The sequence below is a fragment of the Kineococcus rugosus genome (assembly GCF_050871975.1).
Taxonomy (GTDB): Bacteria; Actinomycetota; Actinomycetes; order Actinomycetales; family Kineococcaceae; genus Kineococcus.
Genome location: NZ_JBJLSJ010000043.1, coordinates 1 through 15,552 on the forward strand (window position 1 = coordinate 1; position 15,552 = coordinate 15,552).

Sequence of the window (15,552 nt, forward strand, 5' to 3'; positions counted from 1 at the left end):
GGCACGAAGACCTCCGAGTGGTGGTGCGGTTCCTCGACAGCTCCACACCTCACTCGGAGGTCTTCCTCACGTCACGGACCTGACGGTCCTCGGCGTGTCACCAACGTCCGTGCTCAGTACACCTAGGGCCCGGGCCTACCCCTGCTCGGCGCGCACGGTCGCGTCGCGGTGCGCGGCCCGGGCCGGCCACAGCTGCGCGACGGCGACGGCGGCCAGCACCGCCAGCGGCACGTCCCAGCCGCCGGTGAGGGAGTGCAGCCCGCCGAAGGCGACGGGCCCGGCGGCGGCGGCGAGGTAGCCGATGGCCTGCGCCATCCCGGACAGGGCGACGGCCGTCGGGCCGTCGGCGGCGCGCGAGGACACCGACGCCAGCGCCAGGACGACCGCCCCGCCCCCGCCGAGGCCCGCGAGCGCCATCGCGGGGAAGGCGGCGGAGGGGACGAGCAGCAGCAGGACGATCCCGCTGATCGACAGGGCGGTGGAGCCGACGGCGGCCCACCGGGTGCGGGTCGCCGACCGGCCCGAGACGAGCGGGACGAGCAGCGACCCGAGGACCCCGGCGACCTGCACGACCGACAGCAGCAGCCCGGCGGCGGTGGGGTCGAGGCCGGAGCGGTCCCGGGCGATCGTGGTGAGCCAGGACAGCAGGACGTAGAACAGCAGCGACTGCGACCCCATGAACGCGGTGACGGCCCACGCCAGCGGTGCCCGCCACGGGGTGCGGGCGCGGGCGCGGTCGGCCCGTCCGCCGCGCGCGCCGCGCACCAGGGGCAGCCACAGCAGCGCGGCGAGCACCGCGGGCGCGGCCCACACCACCAGCGCGGTGCGCCACCCGCCGCCGACGTGCTCGGCCAGCGGGACGGCGACCCCGGACGCGGCCCCGCCGACGACCTGCATGAGGACGACGTAGGTGCTGGTGAGGATCGGGATGCGGTGGGGGAACTCGGCGCGGACGAACGCGGGCATGAGGACGTTCGCGACGGCGATGGCGACCCCGATGGCGGCGGTGCCGGTGAACAGCGGCACGACGCCGGGCACCCAGCGCAGCAGCGACCCGGCGCCGAGCAGGAACAGCGCCAGGACGAGGGTGAGCCGGTGCCCGAGCCGGGCCGAGACCCGCGGCACGACGAGGGAGCTGGCGGCGAAGGCCAGCAGCGGCAGCGACGTCAGCGCCCCGGCGGCGGCGGCGCCGAGGTCCAGGTCGTCGGAGACGAGCGGCAGGACCGACCCGACGCCGGTGAGGGGCGAGCGCATCGAGCAGGCCACGAGGACGAGCCCGACGAGCAGGACGAGGGCGGTGCGGCGGGTGGGCGGCGCGGTCAGCGCGGTCGGGGGAGTCGGGGAGGTCGGCATGGCGGGACCATCGTCGCCCACGGGTGGTTCGCCGGGCGAACCGCTCAGGGGCGGGCGGCGCGGCTCTCGCGGCGCAGGTAGACGAGGCCGAGGACGGGCAGGACCAGCGGGACGTAGCCGTAGCCGTGGCCGAAGCCGGACCACACGGTCGAGCGGGGGAAGGCGGCCGGGTCGGCGAGGCTGAGGGTGCCGACGGTCAGGACGCCGAGGAGCTCGACGCTGCACGCGACCCACGCGACGGTCCGCCAGCGGTGCCCCGTGCGGCCCAGCCCGACGGTCGCCAGGACGTAGACGACGCCGGCGAACGCGGACAGCAGGTACGCCAGGGGCGCCTCGTGGAAGTCGGTGGCGATCTGGACGCCGGCGCGGGAGACGGCGGCGATCGCGAACACGGCGTAGAGCGCGACGAGGACGCGGCCCAGGCCGGTGGTGCGCCGCCGGGGCGCGGGGGCCGCGCTCACCGGGTCACCGCGAACAGCAGGAAGGCGCGGTAGGCGATGACGATGACGGCGAAGCACGCGACGACGAGGACGAGGGTGCTGGGCCGGGACCGGTCGGCCAGGGCCCAGAACGCCCCGGCGGGCAGGATGAACGGCGCGACGACGAGGTAGGCGATCGCGGTGGCGGTCTCCACGGGGCGGGTCCCGCCGGCGAGGGCCGCGACGCCGTCGGCGACGAGGGCGAGGACGGCGAGCTCGACGACGCCGAGGCCCACGAGCAGGGGGCGCCCGACGCGGCGGTCGCGGGCGACGACGGTGACGGCCCACGCACCGGCGAGCAGGCTCAGGGCGCAGACGACCGCGACGAGGAGACCGGACACGGGGGTGAACTCTACGTGCGCCGCCCCTCCCCCTCCCCCGGCGACCGGGGTGCCCCCGATCGGGTGGGACCGGGAATCCGGACCGCGGTCCGCTTGTTGCAGCCCACCATGAGCCTCTTCTCCCCCGTGACGCTCGGCGACCTCACCCTGCCGAACCGCATCGTGATGGCCCCGCTGACGCGCACCCGCGCCGGAGCCGACGGCGTCCCCGGGCCCCTGGTGGCCGAGCACTACGCCCAGCGCGCCTCCCTGGGCCTGATCGTCGCCGAGGGCACGTACCCCAGCGCCGAGTCCCGCTCCTACCCCGGGCAGCCCGGCCTGGTGACCGCCGAGCAGCAGGAGGGCTGGCGGGGCGTCGCCGACGCCGTGCACGCGCGCGGGGGCCGCATCGTCGTGCAGCTCATGAACGGCGGCCGGGTCTCGCACACCGACATCACCGGCACCGACCGCATCGTCGCCCCGAGCGCGATCGCGGTCAGCGGTGAGGCCCACACCGCCGACGGCAAGAAGCCGTACCCCGTCCCGCACGCGCTGACCGAGGCCGAGATCGGCGACGTCGTGGCCGAGTTCGTCGCCGCGGCGCGCCGCGCGGTCGACGCCGGGCTGGACGGCGTGGAGGTCCACAGCGCCAACGGGTACCTGCTGCACCAGTTCCTCGCCCCGGGCTCGAACCGGCGCGAGGACGCCTGGGGCGGGTCCCCGGAGAACCGCGCGCGGCTGACCGTCGAGGTGGCGCGGGCCGTGGCGGCCGAGATCGGCGCCGGTCGCGTCGGGGTCCGCATCTCCCCCGCCCACAACATCCAGGACGCGCTGGAGACCGACCCCGCCGACGTCGAGGCGACGTACTCGCACCTCGCGGAGTCGTTGCAGCCGCTGGGGCTGGCGTACCTGAGCGTCCTGCACGCCGACCCGGCCGGGGAGTTCGTGCAGGGCCTGCGCAAGCGCTTCGGCGGCCCGCTCATGGTGAACACCGGGTTCGCGCAGGTCACCACGCGCGAGGAGGCCGCCGGGTACGTCGCCGACGGCGTCGCGGACGTCGTGGCCGTGGGCCGCGCGGTGATGGCGAACCCGGACCTGCCCGCCCGCTGGGCCGGTGGGCACCCGGAGAACCCGCTCGACCCGACCACCTCGTACGGCACCGGCCCGGAGGGCTACACCGACTACCCGACGCTCGACGGGAACTGACGAGGGGACCGACGGGGGGGTCGACGAGGGGACCGACGGGCCGCGTCAGGAGGCGGCCAGGTCGGCGCAGGGACGCAGCGACTCCTTGTGCCGCACCGCCTCCTGCGCGTCCGCGCCCTCCAGCGGGACGGGGACGCCGGAACGGATCGTCGCCGGTTCCCACCGCGCCGCCGACACCCCGCCGGTGCCGGGCAGCGTGAGTTCCAGGACCCCCGTCTCCACGGTGCGGGCCTTCTTCGCGTAGAACACGAAGTTCCCCAGGCCGTAGTCGACGAAACCCTTCCGCCCGCCCGCCTCCAGGTACCCCTGCCCGAGCTGGAGGTGGGCGTGCGACCCGACGACGGCGTCCGCCCCGGCGGCGACGAGGTCGTGCGCGAGGTCCTGCTGGTCGCTGGTCGGGCAGTCCTGCAACTCCTTGCCCCAGTGCAGGAACACCACGACCGAGTCGCTGCGGGACCGTTCGGCCGCGACGGCGTCGACGAGGCGGCGCGCGCCGGCCTCGGTCCGCACCGACGCCATCCCGGGCTGGGTGCCGGTCGCGGTCCACGCCGTCGCCAGGGACGAGTCCAGCACCTGCGTCGCGTCGAACACCGCGACCCGGTTGTCCTTGATCGTCGTCCGGTACGGGGCGAAGGCGGCGTCGGCGTCCTGCCCGATCCCGATGACCGGCAGGCCCTGCGCGGTGGCGGCGGCCAGGGTGTCGGTGAGCCCCGCCCGGCCGTAGTCGAGGCCGTGGTTGTTCGCCATGGCGGCGACGTCCACCCCGGCGTCCTTCAGCCTCCCGAGCCCGGCCGCGGGCGCGCGGAACGTGTACTCCTTGCCCGCCGCGGTGCCGCCGTCGGTGATGGCGGTCTCGACGTTGACGACGGTGAGGTCGGCGGCGCGCAGCAGCGGCGCGACGGCGTCCAGGCCGCCGGGTTCGAGGGCGGCCGCGCTGGACCCGGCGAAGTGCACGTCCCCGGCCACGGCGATCGTGACCGGCTGCGGTGCGGGGGTGGCGGGCCCGTCGGCGCCGGAGCACCCCGCGACCACCAGGACCGTCACCGCGAGCACCGCCGCACACACCCTCCGCACCCTGCGCACTGTAGGTGGGCGGCACCGCCCGCCACGGGGGTTCGGCGGGGGCGGACCTGGCCCCCTCGGGGTCACCCGGCCGCGCGCCGCGGACCGGGGTAGGTTCCGCGGGTGCCCGAGCTGCCCGAGGTCGAGACCGCCCGCGCCGCCGTCGAGGCGGGGGCGCTGCACCGCGAGATCGCCGACGTCGACGACACCGACACCTACGAGTGCCGCCCGCACGCCCCCGGGGACCTGCGCACCGCCCTGGTGGGGCGGACGCTGACCGCGGCGCACCGGCGGGGGAAGTCCATGTGGTGCGACACCTCCGGCGACGGCCCCGCGCTGGGCATCCACCTCGGCATGAGCGGGCGCGTCTTCGTGACCGGCCCCGACGGGGTCCTGACCGTCGGCGGCGACTACGGCGGCCCGCGGCCGGACACCCCGCCCGCCGACAGCGTCTGGTACCGGTTCTCCCTCTTCTTCGCCGACGGCGGGTCCCTGCGGCTGCTCGACAAGCGCCGCCTCGGGCGGGTCCGGCTCGACCCCGACCTCGGCGCGCTGGGCCCGGACGCCGAGCTCGTCGGCCGCGAGGAGTTCCGCGCCCGCGTCGGCCGCGGCACCGCCCCCCTCAAGGCGCGGATCATGGACCAGTCGGTGCTGGCGGGCGTGGGGAACCTGCTGGCCGACGAGACGCTGTGGCGGGCCCGGCTCAGCCCCCGCCGGCCCGCCGGGGACCTCACCGCCGACGAGCTCGACGGGCTGCGGCGCGAGCTGCGGGCCGCGATCCGGCACGCCGTGCGGCACGGCGGCGTCCACACCGGCGAGGTCGTCCCGCACCGCACCCGCGGCGGCCACTGCCCCCGCTGCGGCGCCGAGATGGTGCGCGCCACGATCGGGGGCCGCACGACGTGGTGGTGCCCGGCCGAGCAGGCGTGAGCGCGTCCGGCGCCCCCGGCGCGACCGGCCCCGGGCCCCGGTGCTGGCGCTGACGTCCTCCTCGGGGCCCGTCCCGGCCCTGCCGGGCTCCCTCACCGGCGCGGCGGCCACCGGGCGCGCGCTGCGCCGGGACCGGTGGTGGGAAGGGCTCAAGTCGCCGGGGTGAGGTGCCGATGAGGACAGGTGTGGACCACGACGGCGACGAGACCCTGCCCGCCGTCCCCGCTCCCGCGGTGCCGGTGAGCGACTTCACCACCGCGGCCGCGGCCACGCTCAAGCGCCTGCACGCGCGGGTGGGGCTGGAGACCTGGGCGGTGGCCCGCCGCGACGGGGACGACTACGTCGTCCTGTCCGCCCTCGACGGGGCCGGCGTCGGCATGGACGCCGGCGACGTCATGGCCTGGGGCGACACCTTCTGCGGGGCGGTGGTGGCCGGGCGGGCGCCGCGCTTCTCCACCGCGGTGGAGCAGGAGGAGGGCTGGGCCCACGCGCTGCGGGCCACCGGCTTCCCCTGGCGCTCCTACGTGTCGGTCCCCCTCACCGGTCCGGACGGCACCGTGCTGGGCACCCTGTGCGCCGGGGCCCGCGAGGCCGTGGACCCGGCCGTGGCGCTGCAGCTGCCCGACGTGGAGCTCGCCGCGGACCTGCTGGCCACCGTGCTGTCCTACGAGCTGCGGCTGGAGCAGGAGGCCCGCCGCGCCGAGCAGGCCGAGGCCGTCGCCGAGCGCGACGCCCTGACCGGGGTGGGCAACCGCCGCGCCTGGGACAACGCCCTGGCCGCCGAGGAGGCGCGCGCCCGGCGGCTGGGCTCGACCGCCTCGGTCCTGGTGGTGGACCTGGACGGGCTCAAGGAGCTCAACGACACCCGCGGGCACGAGGCCGGTGACGCCCTGATCGTGCAGACCGCGCAGGTCCTGCGCGCCCACCTGCGTCCCGGGGACCTGCTCGCGCGCCTGGGCGGGGACGAGTTCGCCGCCCTGCTGCCCGGTGCCCACCGGGCCGCGACCGCCACGGTGCTGGGCCGGCTGCGCGGCGGGCTGACCGGGGCGGGGGTCCGCGCCTCGCTGGGGGCGGCCACCCGCCGCGCGGCCACGGGCCTGGACACCGCCTGGCGCGAGGCCGACGCGGCCATGTACGCCGACAAGGCCGCCCGCGCCGGGCAGGCCGCCGCGCGGGCGGCCGCGCGGGCGCTGGGCGGGGCGGCGACCGCCCTGCGGCTCGCGGGGGGCGCCGGCCCCGGGGACCTGCCGGGCACCGCGCCGCAGCCGGTGGGCGACGCCGCGCTCAACGCGCGCATCGACCGGCTGCTGGACGTCGCCCGGCGCCAGCTGGGCATGGACGCCGCGGTGCTGGCGGAGTTCTCCGGCGACACCTGGACGCTGCGCCACACCGCCACCGCGGCCGGTGTCGGCGACCCGCGCGGGTTCAGCACCGACCGCGGCGACACGTACTGCCAGCGGGTGCTGGAGGGCTACCTCGACCCCGTCGTCGCCGACGCGCGCACGCACCCGGCCACCTCGGCCCTGCCGATCACCGCCGCCCTGGACATCGGCGCCTACGTCGGGGTGCCGGTGCTCCTGGACGACGGCAGCGTCTACGGCACCCTGTGCGCGCTGTCGACCACCGCGCAGCCGGGCCTGCGCGGGCGCGACGCCGGCGTGCTGGAGATCATCGCCGAGGCGCTGGGCGAGCTGGTCACCCACGAGCAGCAGCAGGCCCGCCAGCGCCGCGCGGTGCTGAACCGGCTCGACGAGCTGCACCGCGACGGCGGGCCGCGCCCGGTGTACCAGCCCGTGTGCGAGCTGGACGGCCTGCGGCCGGTGGGCCACGAGGCGCTGAGCCGCTTCCCCGTCGGCGCCCCCGACACGTGGTTCGCCGACGCCGCGCGGGTGGGGTCCGGGGAGCGGCTGGAGCTGGCCGCGGTGCGCGCGGCGCTGGCCCAGCGCCCGGCGGGCGAGGGGTTCCTGTCGCTGAACGTCAGCCCCGCCCTGGCGACCTCCCCGGCCCTGGCCCGGGCGCTGGAGGGTGAGCGGCTGGGGACCCTGGTGCTGGAGATCACCGAGCACGAGGCGGTGGCGGACTACCCCGCCCTGCTGCGCCGGCTCGCGCCGCTGCGCGAGGCCGGGCTGCGCGTCGCCGTCGACGACGCCGGGGCGGGGTTCGCCAGCATGCGCCACGTCCTGGCGCTGGAACCGGACTTCATCAAGCTGGACATGAGCCTGATCCGCGGCATCCACCTCGACGGCACCCGGCGGGCGCTGGCGGCGTCCCTGACGACCTTCGCCCACCAGACCGGCGCCCTGGTCGTCGCCGAGGGCATCGAGGACGTGCGGGAACTGCACTGCCTGCGCGGGCTGGGCGTCTCCCACGGCCAGGGCTACCACCTGGGGCGCCCGGCCCCCCCGGGCGCGGCCGCGCCCTGAGGCCGGGCGGGCGCCGGGGAGGGGCGGTGAGGGGGCGGTGGCGGCCGGGCGGGGACGGGTGCAGCATCATCGGGCACGACCGACGCGAGCCGGACCAGCAGGAGTGACGAGGAAGCCATGACGAACCCCCGCGCAGGACAGCACGCCCAGCCCTCGGACCTCATCGACGTCGCGCACGTCGTCACGGCCTACTACGCCACGCAGCCCGACCCCTCCGACGTCGGCCAGCGCGTCGCGTTCGGCACCTCCGGGCACCGCGGTTCCAGCCTCGACGGGGCCTTCAACGAGCACCACATCCTCGCCACGACCCAGGCGATCGTCGACTACCGCCGCGAGCAGGGCTACGACGGGCCGCTGTTCATCGGCCGCGACACCCACGCCCTGTCCGAGCCGGCGTGGGTGTCCGCGCTGGAGGTCCTCGGCGCGAACGACGTCACCGTCCTGGTCGACGACCGCGACTCCTGGACCCCGACCCCGGCGGTCTCGCACGCCATCCTGCGCGCCAACCGCGACGGTTCCACGATCCGCGCGACCGGCCCCGGCCTGGCCGACGGCATCGTCGTCACCCCCTCGCACAACCCGCCCCGCGACGGGGGTTTCAAGTACAACCCGCCGAACGGCGGCCCCGCCGACACCGACGCGACGGGCTGGATCGCCAAGCGCGCCAACGAGTACCTGGAGAAGGACCTCGACGGGGTGCGCCGCGTCCCGTTCGCGCGGGCCCGCGCCGCCGCGCAGGGCTACGACTTCCTCGGCACCTACGTCGACGACCTGCCGAACGTCCTGGACCTCGACGCGATCCGCGAGGCGGGCATCCGCATCGGCGCCGACCCGCTGGGCGGGGCCAGCGTGGAGTTCTGGCAGGCGATCGCCGACCGGCACCGCCTGGACCTGACGGTCGTGAACCCGCTGGTCGACCCGACGTGGCGGTTCATGACGCTGGACTGGGACGGCAAGATCCGGATGGACTGCTCCTCCCCGTCGGCGATGCACTCCCTCATCGACCGGCGCTCGGAGTTCCAGATCGCCACCGGCAACGACGCCGACTCCGACCGGCACGGCATCGTCACCCCCGACGCGGGGCTGATGAACCCCAACCACTACCTCGCCGTCGCGATCCAGTACCTGTTCGGGAACCGCACGGGCTGGCCGGCGGGCGCGGCCATCGGCAAGACCCTGGTGTCCAGCTCGATGATCGACCGGGTGGCGCAGTCGCTGGGCCGGGAGCTGCTGGAGGTCCCCGTCGGGTTCAAGTGGTTCGTGCCGGGCCTGCTGGACGCCTCGGTCGGCTTCGGCGGCGAGGAGTCCGCGGGCGCCTCGTTCCTGCGCAAGGACGGGTCGGTGTGGAGCACCGACAAGGACGGGATCCTGCTGGCCCTGCTGGCCTCGGAGATCACCGCCGTGACCGGCCGCACCCCGAGCGAGCACTACGGCGACCTCATCGCGCGGTTCGGCCGCCCGCAGTACGTCCGCAGCGACGCCGCCGCGACCCGCGAGCAGAAGGCGACCCTGTCGAAGCTGTCCGCGGACCAGGTCGCCGCGACGGAACTGGCCGGGGAACCCATCACCGCCAAGCTCACCGAGGCCCCCGGCAACGGCGCGGCCATCGGCGGCCTGAAGGTCGTCACCGAGAACGCGTGGTTCGCGGCGCGCCCCTCGGGCACCGAGGACGTCTACAAGATCTACGCCGAGTCGTTCAAGGGTGCCGACCACCTGCGCCACGTCCAGCACGAGGCGCAGGAACTGGTCGACGGGGTCCTGTCGGGGAAGTGACGTGACGCGGATCGACCAGTGGACGTGGGCGGTCCGGCTCTTCAAGAGCCGGTCCGTCGCGACCGCTGCCGTCAAGGCCGGTCACGTCCGGCTCAACGGGGACCGCGCGAAACCCGCCTCGACCGTGCGGGTCGGGGACGAGGTGCGGGTCCGCGCGGAGGGCTACGAGAAGGTGTTCGAGGTGGTGCAGCTGCTGGAGAAGCGGGTGGGTGCTCCCCTGGCGCAGGCCGCCTACGTCGACAAGTCGCCCCCGCCGCCCCCGCGCGACGAGTTCTTCGGCGCGTTCGGGACCCGCGACCGCGGGGCGGGGCGGCCCACGAAGCGCGACCGCCGCGAGATGGACGAGCTGAGAGGACGCCGGTGAACCTCGACGAGGCGCCGTTCCACGGGGACCCGCTCGCCGACGCCCTGGCCGAGGCGGTGCACGCCGACCCGGCGCTGCGCGCGGGGCTGTCCACCGCCCTGCGCGACGGGTCGCGCACCGCGCCGTCCCCGGTGCGGGAGTTCGTCGCCGACCTGGAACGGGTCGCGGACGCCGCGGACCCGGACCTGCTGCGGGCCGGGGCGCGCGCCACGTTCACGACCCCGCAGGCCGTGCACGTCTTCGACGTGGGCGCGGGGGCGCTCATCAGCTCGTACCGCCCGCCGCAGACCGCGACGATCCTGGTGGGGACGGGCCGGCTGGTGGGTTCGGCGCACCTGCGGCTGACCGACACGGCGCGGTGGCTGACGGCCGCGTCGCTGCCCGGCGGGCTGGTCCGCGGGGCGCCGGGGTGGCGGGTGACGGCGCACGTGCGGCTCGGGCACGCCCTGGTGCGCCGCGCGGTGCGGCAGGCCGGGCCGCACACCCCGATCAGCCAGTTCGACTCGCTGCGCACGTGGCTGGACTTCACGGTGGTCGCGCCGCGCTCGGCGCACCGGCTCGGGTTCGGGGTCACCGACGCCGAGTACGCGCAGTTCCTCGACCACTGGCGGGTGCTGGGGGAACTGCTCGGCGTGCACCCCGACCTGCTGGCCCCGGCGGTGGACCGGCCGTCGGCGGTGGCGCTGCTGGCCGAGGTCGACGCCCGCACGGGGCCGCCGAACGAGGACTCCCGCACCCTGACGGCCGCCGGGCTGGACGCGCTGGCGACCGGGCTGGCCGACCTGACGCCGGTCCCGCACCGGGTGGGGCTGGTCGCGGCCCGGGCGGTGGCCCGCCGGTTGCAGGGCGAGCAGGCCGACGCCCTCGGGGTCCCCCCGGTGGGCGGGTGGGAACGGCTGGTCCCGGTGGTCGCCTCGGTCGCCGGGGCGTACCGGGCGCTGCTGCGGCGCCGGCCCGCGGCGTGGGAGCGGATGGTGGAGCGCAACGTCGCCGCGAACCGGGAGTTCCTGGCGCAGTCGGGCTGAGCCGGACCGGGCCGGGTCCGGGTCCACCTCCTTGCGGAGAGTGCAGACACGACCACGCACGGGTGCGTAGGGTTGCGGTACCCGAACCACCGGTCCTGGCGGAGGACACCGGATGACGAACGTCCTGCGGCTCGACGCCCTCTTCGCCCACCTGCCCACCGCGCACCTCGTGCTGGACCGCGACCTCGTCATCGTCGAGGCCAACCGGGCGTACACGGCGATGCTGGCCCGCACCCGCGAGGAACTCGTCGGGCAGTACGTCTTCGACGCCTTCCCGCCCTCCGAGGACGACGTGGACGAGGACGGCGCCCACCTCGTGGAGCTGTCCTTCCGCCGGGTGCTGGCCGGGGAGACGGACGTGCTGCCCGCGGTGCGCTACGACGTCCTGGACGCCGCGACCGGGCAGCTGCACCCGCGGCACTGGTCGATCGTCCACGCCCCGCTGCGCGGCGCCGACGGCGAGGTGCAGTTCGTCCTGCAGCGCATCGAGGACATCACCGACTACGTCCTGGAACGGGCCCGCGCGGACAGCGTCGAGGCGGAGCTGTTCCTGCGGGGCCGGGAGGTGGAGGCCGCCCGCCGCGCCGAGCGGGCCGCGGCCCGCACCATCGCCGCGCAGGCGCTCGTGGCGCTCGACCTCATCGACGCCACCACCCACGCCGAGGCCGCCGACGTCCTGCGCCGCTTCAGCCGGTCGGTGCTGGCCGCGACGGCCGTCGCGGTGCACCTGCTGGAGGAGCGCCCGGCCGGCAGCGCCGCCGCGGAGGTCACCGCCACCGGCTGCGCCGCGGTGGTCCACACGCCCGTCGTCGTCGACGGCGTCCAGCTCGGCGAGCTGGCGCTGGGGTGGGACTCCCCGCACCACCTGACGCCCACCGACCACGAGGTCGTGGGCGCGGTGGCCGCCCAGTACGGGCAGGCGGTGCTGCGGCTGCGCCGCCGCGACGCCGAGCGGCAGGCCGCCGAGAACGCCCTGGTGATGTCGGAGACGTTGCAGCGCAGCCTGTTGTCGGACCCGGCACGGCTGGAGGGCCTGGAGCTGTCCGCCCGGTACCGGGCCGCGGCGCAGCAGGCCCGGGTCGGCGGCGACTGGTACGACGGGTTCCGCACCGCGGACGGGACGGCCGTCCTGACGGTCGGCGACGTCAGCGGCCACGACGGGGAGGCGGCCGCGCTCATGGGGCAGGTCCGCTCGCTGCTCCGGGGCATCGCGTACGCGGTGCCCGCCGACGCCGGCCACCTGCTCGACATCGTCGACGACGCCCTGTTCGACCTCGGGGTGGACGCCCTGGCCAGCGCGGTGCTCGTCACCGTCCACCACGACGACGCCGGCGCGCGCAGCGTGCGGTGGTCCAACGCCGGCCACCCCCCGCCGCTGATGCAGCTGCCCGACGGGAGCGTGCAGGTGCTGGCCCGCACCCCGGAACTGCTGCTGGGGTGCCAGACCGGCACCGGCCGGACCGTGCAGGAGCACCCGTTCCCCGACGGCGCGTCGCTGCTGCTCTACACCGACGGGCTCGTCGAGCGCCGCGGCTCGACCATCGACGACGGCATCGCCTGGCTGTGCCGGCGGCTGGAGGCCCTCGCGGGCCGGACCGCCGAGCAGGTGTGCGACGAGCTGCTGACCAGCGTCGACGGCGACGCCGAGGACGACGTGGTGCTGCTGCTGGCCCGGGCCGTCCCGGTGACCCGGGACCTCGTGGAGGCGACCCTGGCGCGGGACCCGGCGGCCGTGGGGCGGGCGCGCGAGCTGGTCGCGGCGGCGTGCCACCGCGCGGAGGTCGCCGAGGGCACCCGGGACGCGGCGGTGCTCGTCGCGAGCGAGGCCGTCACGAACGCCCTCGTCCACGGCCGCGGGGCCGTGCGGCTGGCCGTGGCCGTCCGCGACACCGGGGTGCGCCTGGAGGTCACCGACTCCGAACCGGCGACGCCGGTGCGCCGGGTCGTGGACCTGGACGCGCTGGGGGGGCGCGGGATGCAGCTCATCGACGCGCTCGCCGCGGACTGGGGCGTGCGGGCCCGCCTGGACGGCAAGACCGTGTGGGTCGACGTGCGCTGAGCCCCCGACGCCCGGGGCCGGCCCGCGCTCAGGTCCAGGGCAGCGCGCTGCGCGTCGACCAGTACGCCGCGGGCGGCTCGGCGGCGCCGTCGGGCACGACCGCGGGGGGCCGCGCGGCGAGGTTCTGCGCCAGCTGCCCGGTCGTCACCGCACCGCTGAGGACGACGTCGGCGAACGGCTGCCGCAGCACCGCCCCGAGGGCGAAGGCGTCCACCGTCTGCCCCTCGACGGCCGCGAGCGCGGCGATCGCCGGGTCGGCGGCGGCCGCGGTGAGCCGGCCGTTGGCGACCCCCTCCTTCACCACGACGAGCCAGCCCTCGTCGTGGGCCTGCGCGAGCACCGGACCGGCCGAGCGTTCCAGCAGGTTCCACGTCGACTGCACGACGCTGAACGGGGTGTCGGCGCGCAGGGCCCGCTCCAGCACCGCGCCCTGGGCCGGGCCGCTCGTCGACAGGCCCACCCGCACCCCGGTGGCGGCCAGCTCGCGCAGCGCCCCCAGCAGGGCCGCGTCGTCCAGGGCGCCGCTGTCGGGGGTCACGGAGTGGACCAGGTAGACGTCCGGGGGCCCGCCGAGGGCCTCCAGCGTCTGCGGCCACTGCCGCTCGAAGGCGGCGCGGGAGTGGTCCTTGCGCTCGTGGACGGGCGCGTCCAGCGACCACCCGCCGACGTACTCGTACCCCCACTTGGACCCGACGGTGAGCTGCTCGCGGCGGCCGGGGCGGGCGGCGAGCCAGCTGCCGAGGAAGCTCTCGGCGTGGCCGTAGGAGCGGGCGACGTCGACGTACCGGACGCCCGCGTCCCACGCCGCGTCGAGCAGCTCGTGGCAGCGGGTCCGGAGGTCGTCGACGGACCGTGACGGCGGGAGGTCACCGGCGCGGCCGGGGGTGAGGTAGGCGGGACGGCCGGCGGCGGCCAGCCCGAGACCGAGGCGGTGCACCCACGGGGACGCGTTCGTCACTCGGCTAGCGTAGGCGCGGGTGCCGACCCCGCACCTCCCCCCGAGTCCCCCTCAGTCCCCCGAGTCCCCCCGAGTTGGAGACGACATGAACAACGCGCTGGGCGCCACCTCGAGCGCCGGTCCCACCGTCTTCGTGGTGTACGGCGCCAGCGGTGACCTCGCCAAGCGCCTGGTCATGCCGGGCTTCGCGGCGCTGGCCGCGGCGGACCTGCTGCCCGAGCAGTGGGTCCTCATCGGCTCGGGCCGCCGCGGCCTGCCCGACGACGAGTACCGCGACCACGTCCGCGCCGGGCTGGAGGAGTTCGCCCGCGGCAAGAACGGCGTGACCGACGAGGTCATCGCCTCGATCCTGCCGGGCCTGCGGTTCGCCGGTGGCGGGTTCAGCGCCGACGACCCCGGTGAGCTCCTCGACGCGATCGCCGCGGCGAAGCAGGAGATCGGCGAGGACGCGCAGGTCGTCCACTACCTCGCGCTGCCGCCGTCGACGTTCGAGGGCTACACGAAGGCCATCGCCGCGCACGGGCTGGCCGAGGGCACCCGCGTCGTCTACGAGAAGCCGTACGGCACCTCCCCGCAGTCGTTCGAGGAACTGGACCAGCTGGTGCTGTCGGTGTTCGACGAGCAGCAGGTGTTCCGCATCGACCACTTCCTCGGCAAGGAGGCGACCCAGCAGCTGCACGTCCTGCGGTTCGCGAACCGGATGATCGAGCAGCTGTGGTCCAACGAGCACGTCGCCCAGGTGCAGATCGACGTGCCGGAGGTCCTGGGCGTCGACGAGCGCGCCACGTTCTACGACGAGACCGGCGCGACCCTCGACATGCTGGTCACCCACCTCCTGCAGGTCGCCGCCGAGGTGGCGCTGGACCCGCCCGCCGACTGGACCTCCGAGGCGCTGGCGAAGGCCCGCGAGGACGTCCTGGCGAAGTTCCGCGCGATCGACCCCGCGGAGGTCGTCCTCGGCCAGGGCAGCGGCTACCGGGAGATCCGGGACGTCCGCGAGGGTTCCACGACGGACACGTTCGTCGCGGCGCGGGTGTGGGTCGACACCGAGCGCTGGAACGGGGTGCCGTTCGTCCTGCGCACCGGCAAGAAGCTCGCCGAGTCGCACCAGCACGTGACGCTGGTGTTCAAGCGGCCATCGAACTCCCCGCAGAAGGACGACGAGGCGGCGCCGGAGACCTTGACGTTCACGTTGTCCGGCAACGGTTCGGTGTTCGCGGGGGTGACCGCCCGCCGTCCGGGCGTGTCCGACGACCTGGTGCCGGGCAAGCTGTACCTGGACCTGGCGGAACTGCCGAACGCCGAGCCGCTGCCGCCGTACGCGGCGCTGCTGCGCGACGTCCTCATCGGCGACCGCGCCCTGTTCACCACCTCGAACGGCCTGCGGGACGCGTGGCGCGTCGCGGCGCCGATGCTCGACCACCGCCCCGAGCTGCACCCGTACGAGCCGGGCACGTGGGGCCCGGAGGCGGCCGAGGCGATCGCCGCGCCGTACGGCTGGCTGACGGAGCAGCGGTCCTGAAACCCCTCCCGCGCGCCGTCGTCCCCCCGGGGGCGGCGGCGCGCGGTCGTTCCCGGGGCCGGACCGGGCGCTAGTTGG

Annotated in this window: 13 protein-coding genes; 8 read left to right on the forward strand and 5 right to left on the reverse strand. The window is 76.2% G+C overall.

Annotation, left to right across the window (positions count from 1 at the left end):
- Positions 1 to 135 precede the first annotated feature (135 nt).
- Genes ACRYM6_RS19955 through ACRYM6_RS19965 form a run of 3 tightly spaced genes read right to left on the reverse strand, consistent with a single transcriptional unit; the run spans position 136 to position 2,173 of the window.
- Positions 136 to 1,353 carry an MFS transporter gene (locus tag ACRYM6_RS19955; protein ID WP_432544634.1) on the reverse strand — a complete coding sequence of 406 codons (1,218 nt, stop codon included), beginning with the start codon at positions 1,351 to 1,353 and terminating at the stop codon, positions 136 to 138.
- Positions 1,354 to 1,397: 44 nt separating this feature from the next.
- On the reverse strand, positions 1,398 to 1,814 hold the full coding sequence (locus tag ACRYM6_RS19960; RefSeq protein WP_432544635.1) for a hypothetical protein: 417 nt from the start codon (positions 1,812 to 1,814) through the stop codon (positions 1,398 to 1,400).
- The gene (locus ACRYM6_RS19965; protein WP_432544636.1) at positions 1,811 to 2,173 is read right to left on the reverse strand and encodes a class II glutamine amidotransferase domain-containing protein; all 363 of its coding nucleotides are present in this window, start codon (positions 2,171 to 2,173) and stop codon (positions 1,811 to 1,813) included. The genes ACRYM6_RS19960 and ACRYM6_RS19965 overlap by 4 nt, the downstream gene beginning before the upstream one ends.
- A gap of 108 nt (positions 2,174 to 2,281) precedes the next feature.
- Between ACRYM6_RS19965 and ACRYM6_RS19970 the strand changes: the two genes are divergently transcribed.
- Positions 2,282 to 3,358 carry an alkene reductase gene (locus ACRYM6_RS19970; RefSeq protein ID WP_432544637.1) on the forward strand — a complete coding sequence of 359 codons (1,077 nt, stop codon included), beginning with the start codon at positions 2,282 to 2,284 and terminating at the stop codon, positions 3,356 to 3,358.
- Between the two features lie 45 nt (positions 3,359 to 3,403).
- Here ACRYM6_RS19970 and ACRYM6_RS19975 read toward each other — a convergent pair whose 3' ends face one another.
- Entirely contained in the window at positions 3,404 to 4,432 is a 1,029-nt protein-coding gene (locus ACRYM6_RS19975; protein WP_432544638.1) for a CapA family protein, read from the reverse strand.
- Positions 4,433 to 4,543: 111 nt separating this feature from the next.
- On the opposite strand from ACRYM6_RS19975, the gene ACRYM6_RS19980 reads away from it, so the two are divergent.
- From ACRYM6_RS19980 to ACRYM6_RS20005, 6 genes are all read left to right on the forward strand, one after another.
- Entirely contained in the window at positions 4,544 to 5,350 is an 807-nt protein-coding gene (locus ACRYM6_RS19980; protein ID WP_432544639.1) for an Fpg/Nei family DNA glycosylase, read from the forward strand.
- Positions 5,351 to 5,523: 173 nt separating this feature from the next.
- A complete protein-coding gene (locus tag ACRYM6_RS19985; RefSeq protein WP_432544640.1) occupies positions 5,524 to 7,773 on the forward strand; it encodes a bifunctional diguanylate cyclase/phosphodiesterase in 2,250 nt (749 codons plus the stop codon).
- A gap of 117 nt (positions 7,774 to 7,890) precedes the next feature.
- The gene (pgm, locus tag ACRYM6_RS19990) at positions 7,891 to 9,546 is read left to right on the forward strand and encodes a phosphoglucomutase (alpha-D-glucose-1,6-bisphosphate-dependent) (RefSeq protein ID WP_432544641.1); all 1,656 of its coding nucleotides are present in this window, start codon (positions 7,891 to 7,893) and stop codon (positions 9,544 to 9,546) included.
- A 1-nt stretch (position 9,547) separates the two neighbouring features.
- Positions 9,548 to 9,910 (forward strand): RNA-binding S4 domain-containing protein, encoded by a 363-nt coding sequence (locus ACRYM6_RS19995; protein WP_432544642.1) that lies wholly within the window; start codon positions 9,548 to 9,550, stop codon positions 9,908 to 9,910.
- Complete coding sequence (locus tag ACRYM6_RS20000; protein ID WP_432544643.1) at positions 9,907 to 10,935, forward strand: oxygenase MpaB family protein; 1,029 nt, start codon at positions 9,907 to 9,909, stop codon at positions 10,933 to 10,935. The genes ACRYM6_RS19995 and ACRYM6_RS20000 overlap by 4 nt, the downstream gene beginning before the upstream one ends.
- A 112-nt stretch (positions 10,936 to 11,047) precedes the next feature.
- Positions 11,048 to 12,994, forward strand: a complete 1,947-nt coding sequence (locus tag ACRYM6_RS20005) for a SpoIIE family protein phosphatase (RefSeq protein ID WP_432544644.1) — start codon at positions 11,048 to 11,050, stop codon at positions 12,992 to 12,994.
- Positions 12,995 to 13,022: 28 nt separating this feature from the next.
- Here the strand turns inward: ACRYM6_RS20005 and ACRYM6_RS20010 are convergent, their stop codons facing one another.
- Positions 13,023 to 13,952 (reverse strand): aldo/keto reductase, encoded by a 930-nt coding sequence (locus tag ACRYM6_RS20010; RefSeq protein WP_432544645.1) that lies wholly within the window; start codon positions 13,950 to 13,952, stop codon positions 13,023 to 13,025.
- An 85-nt stretch (positions 13,953 to 14,037) separates the two neighbouring features.
- Here ACRYM6_RS20010 and ACRYM6_RS20015 point away from each other — a divergent pair, with 85 nt between their 5' ends.
- Positions 14,038 to 15,474, forward strand: a complete 1,437-nt coding sequence (locus ACRYM6_RS20015) for a glucose-6-phosphate dehydrogenase (protein WP_432544646.1) — start codon at positions 14,038 to 14,040, stop codon at positions 15,472 to 15,474.
- Positions 15,475 to 15,552: the final 78 nt, after the last annotated feature.

Excerpts from the sequence above, each read along its gene's own strand:
- ACRYM6_RS19985 (WP_432544640.1), top strand. The coding sequence starts at position 5,524 with ATGAGGACAGGTGTGGACCACGACGGCGACGAGACCCTGCCCGCCGTC.
- ACRYM6_RS20015 (WP_432544646.1), top strand. The coding sequence starts at position 14,038 with ATGAACAACGCGCTGGGCGCCACCTCGAGCGCCGGTCCCACCGTCTTC.
- pgm (WP_432544641.1), top strand. The coding sequence starts at position 7,891 with ATGACGAACCCCCGCGCAGGACAGCACGCCCAGCCCTCGGACCTCATC.
- ACRYM6_RS19955 (WP_432544634.1), bottom strand. The coding sequence starts at position 1,353 with ATGCCGACCTCCCCGACTCCCCCGACCGCGCTGACCGCGCCGCCCACC.
- ACRYM6_RS20005 (WP_432544644.1), top strand. The coding sequence starts at position 11,048 with ATGACGAACGTCCTGCGGCTCGACGCCCTCTTCGCCCACCTGCCCACC.
- ACRYM6_RS19970 (WP_432544637.1), top strand. The coding sequence starts at position 2,282 with ATGAGCCTCTTCTCCCCCGTGACGCTCGGCGACCTCACCCTGCCGAAC.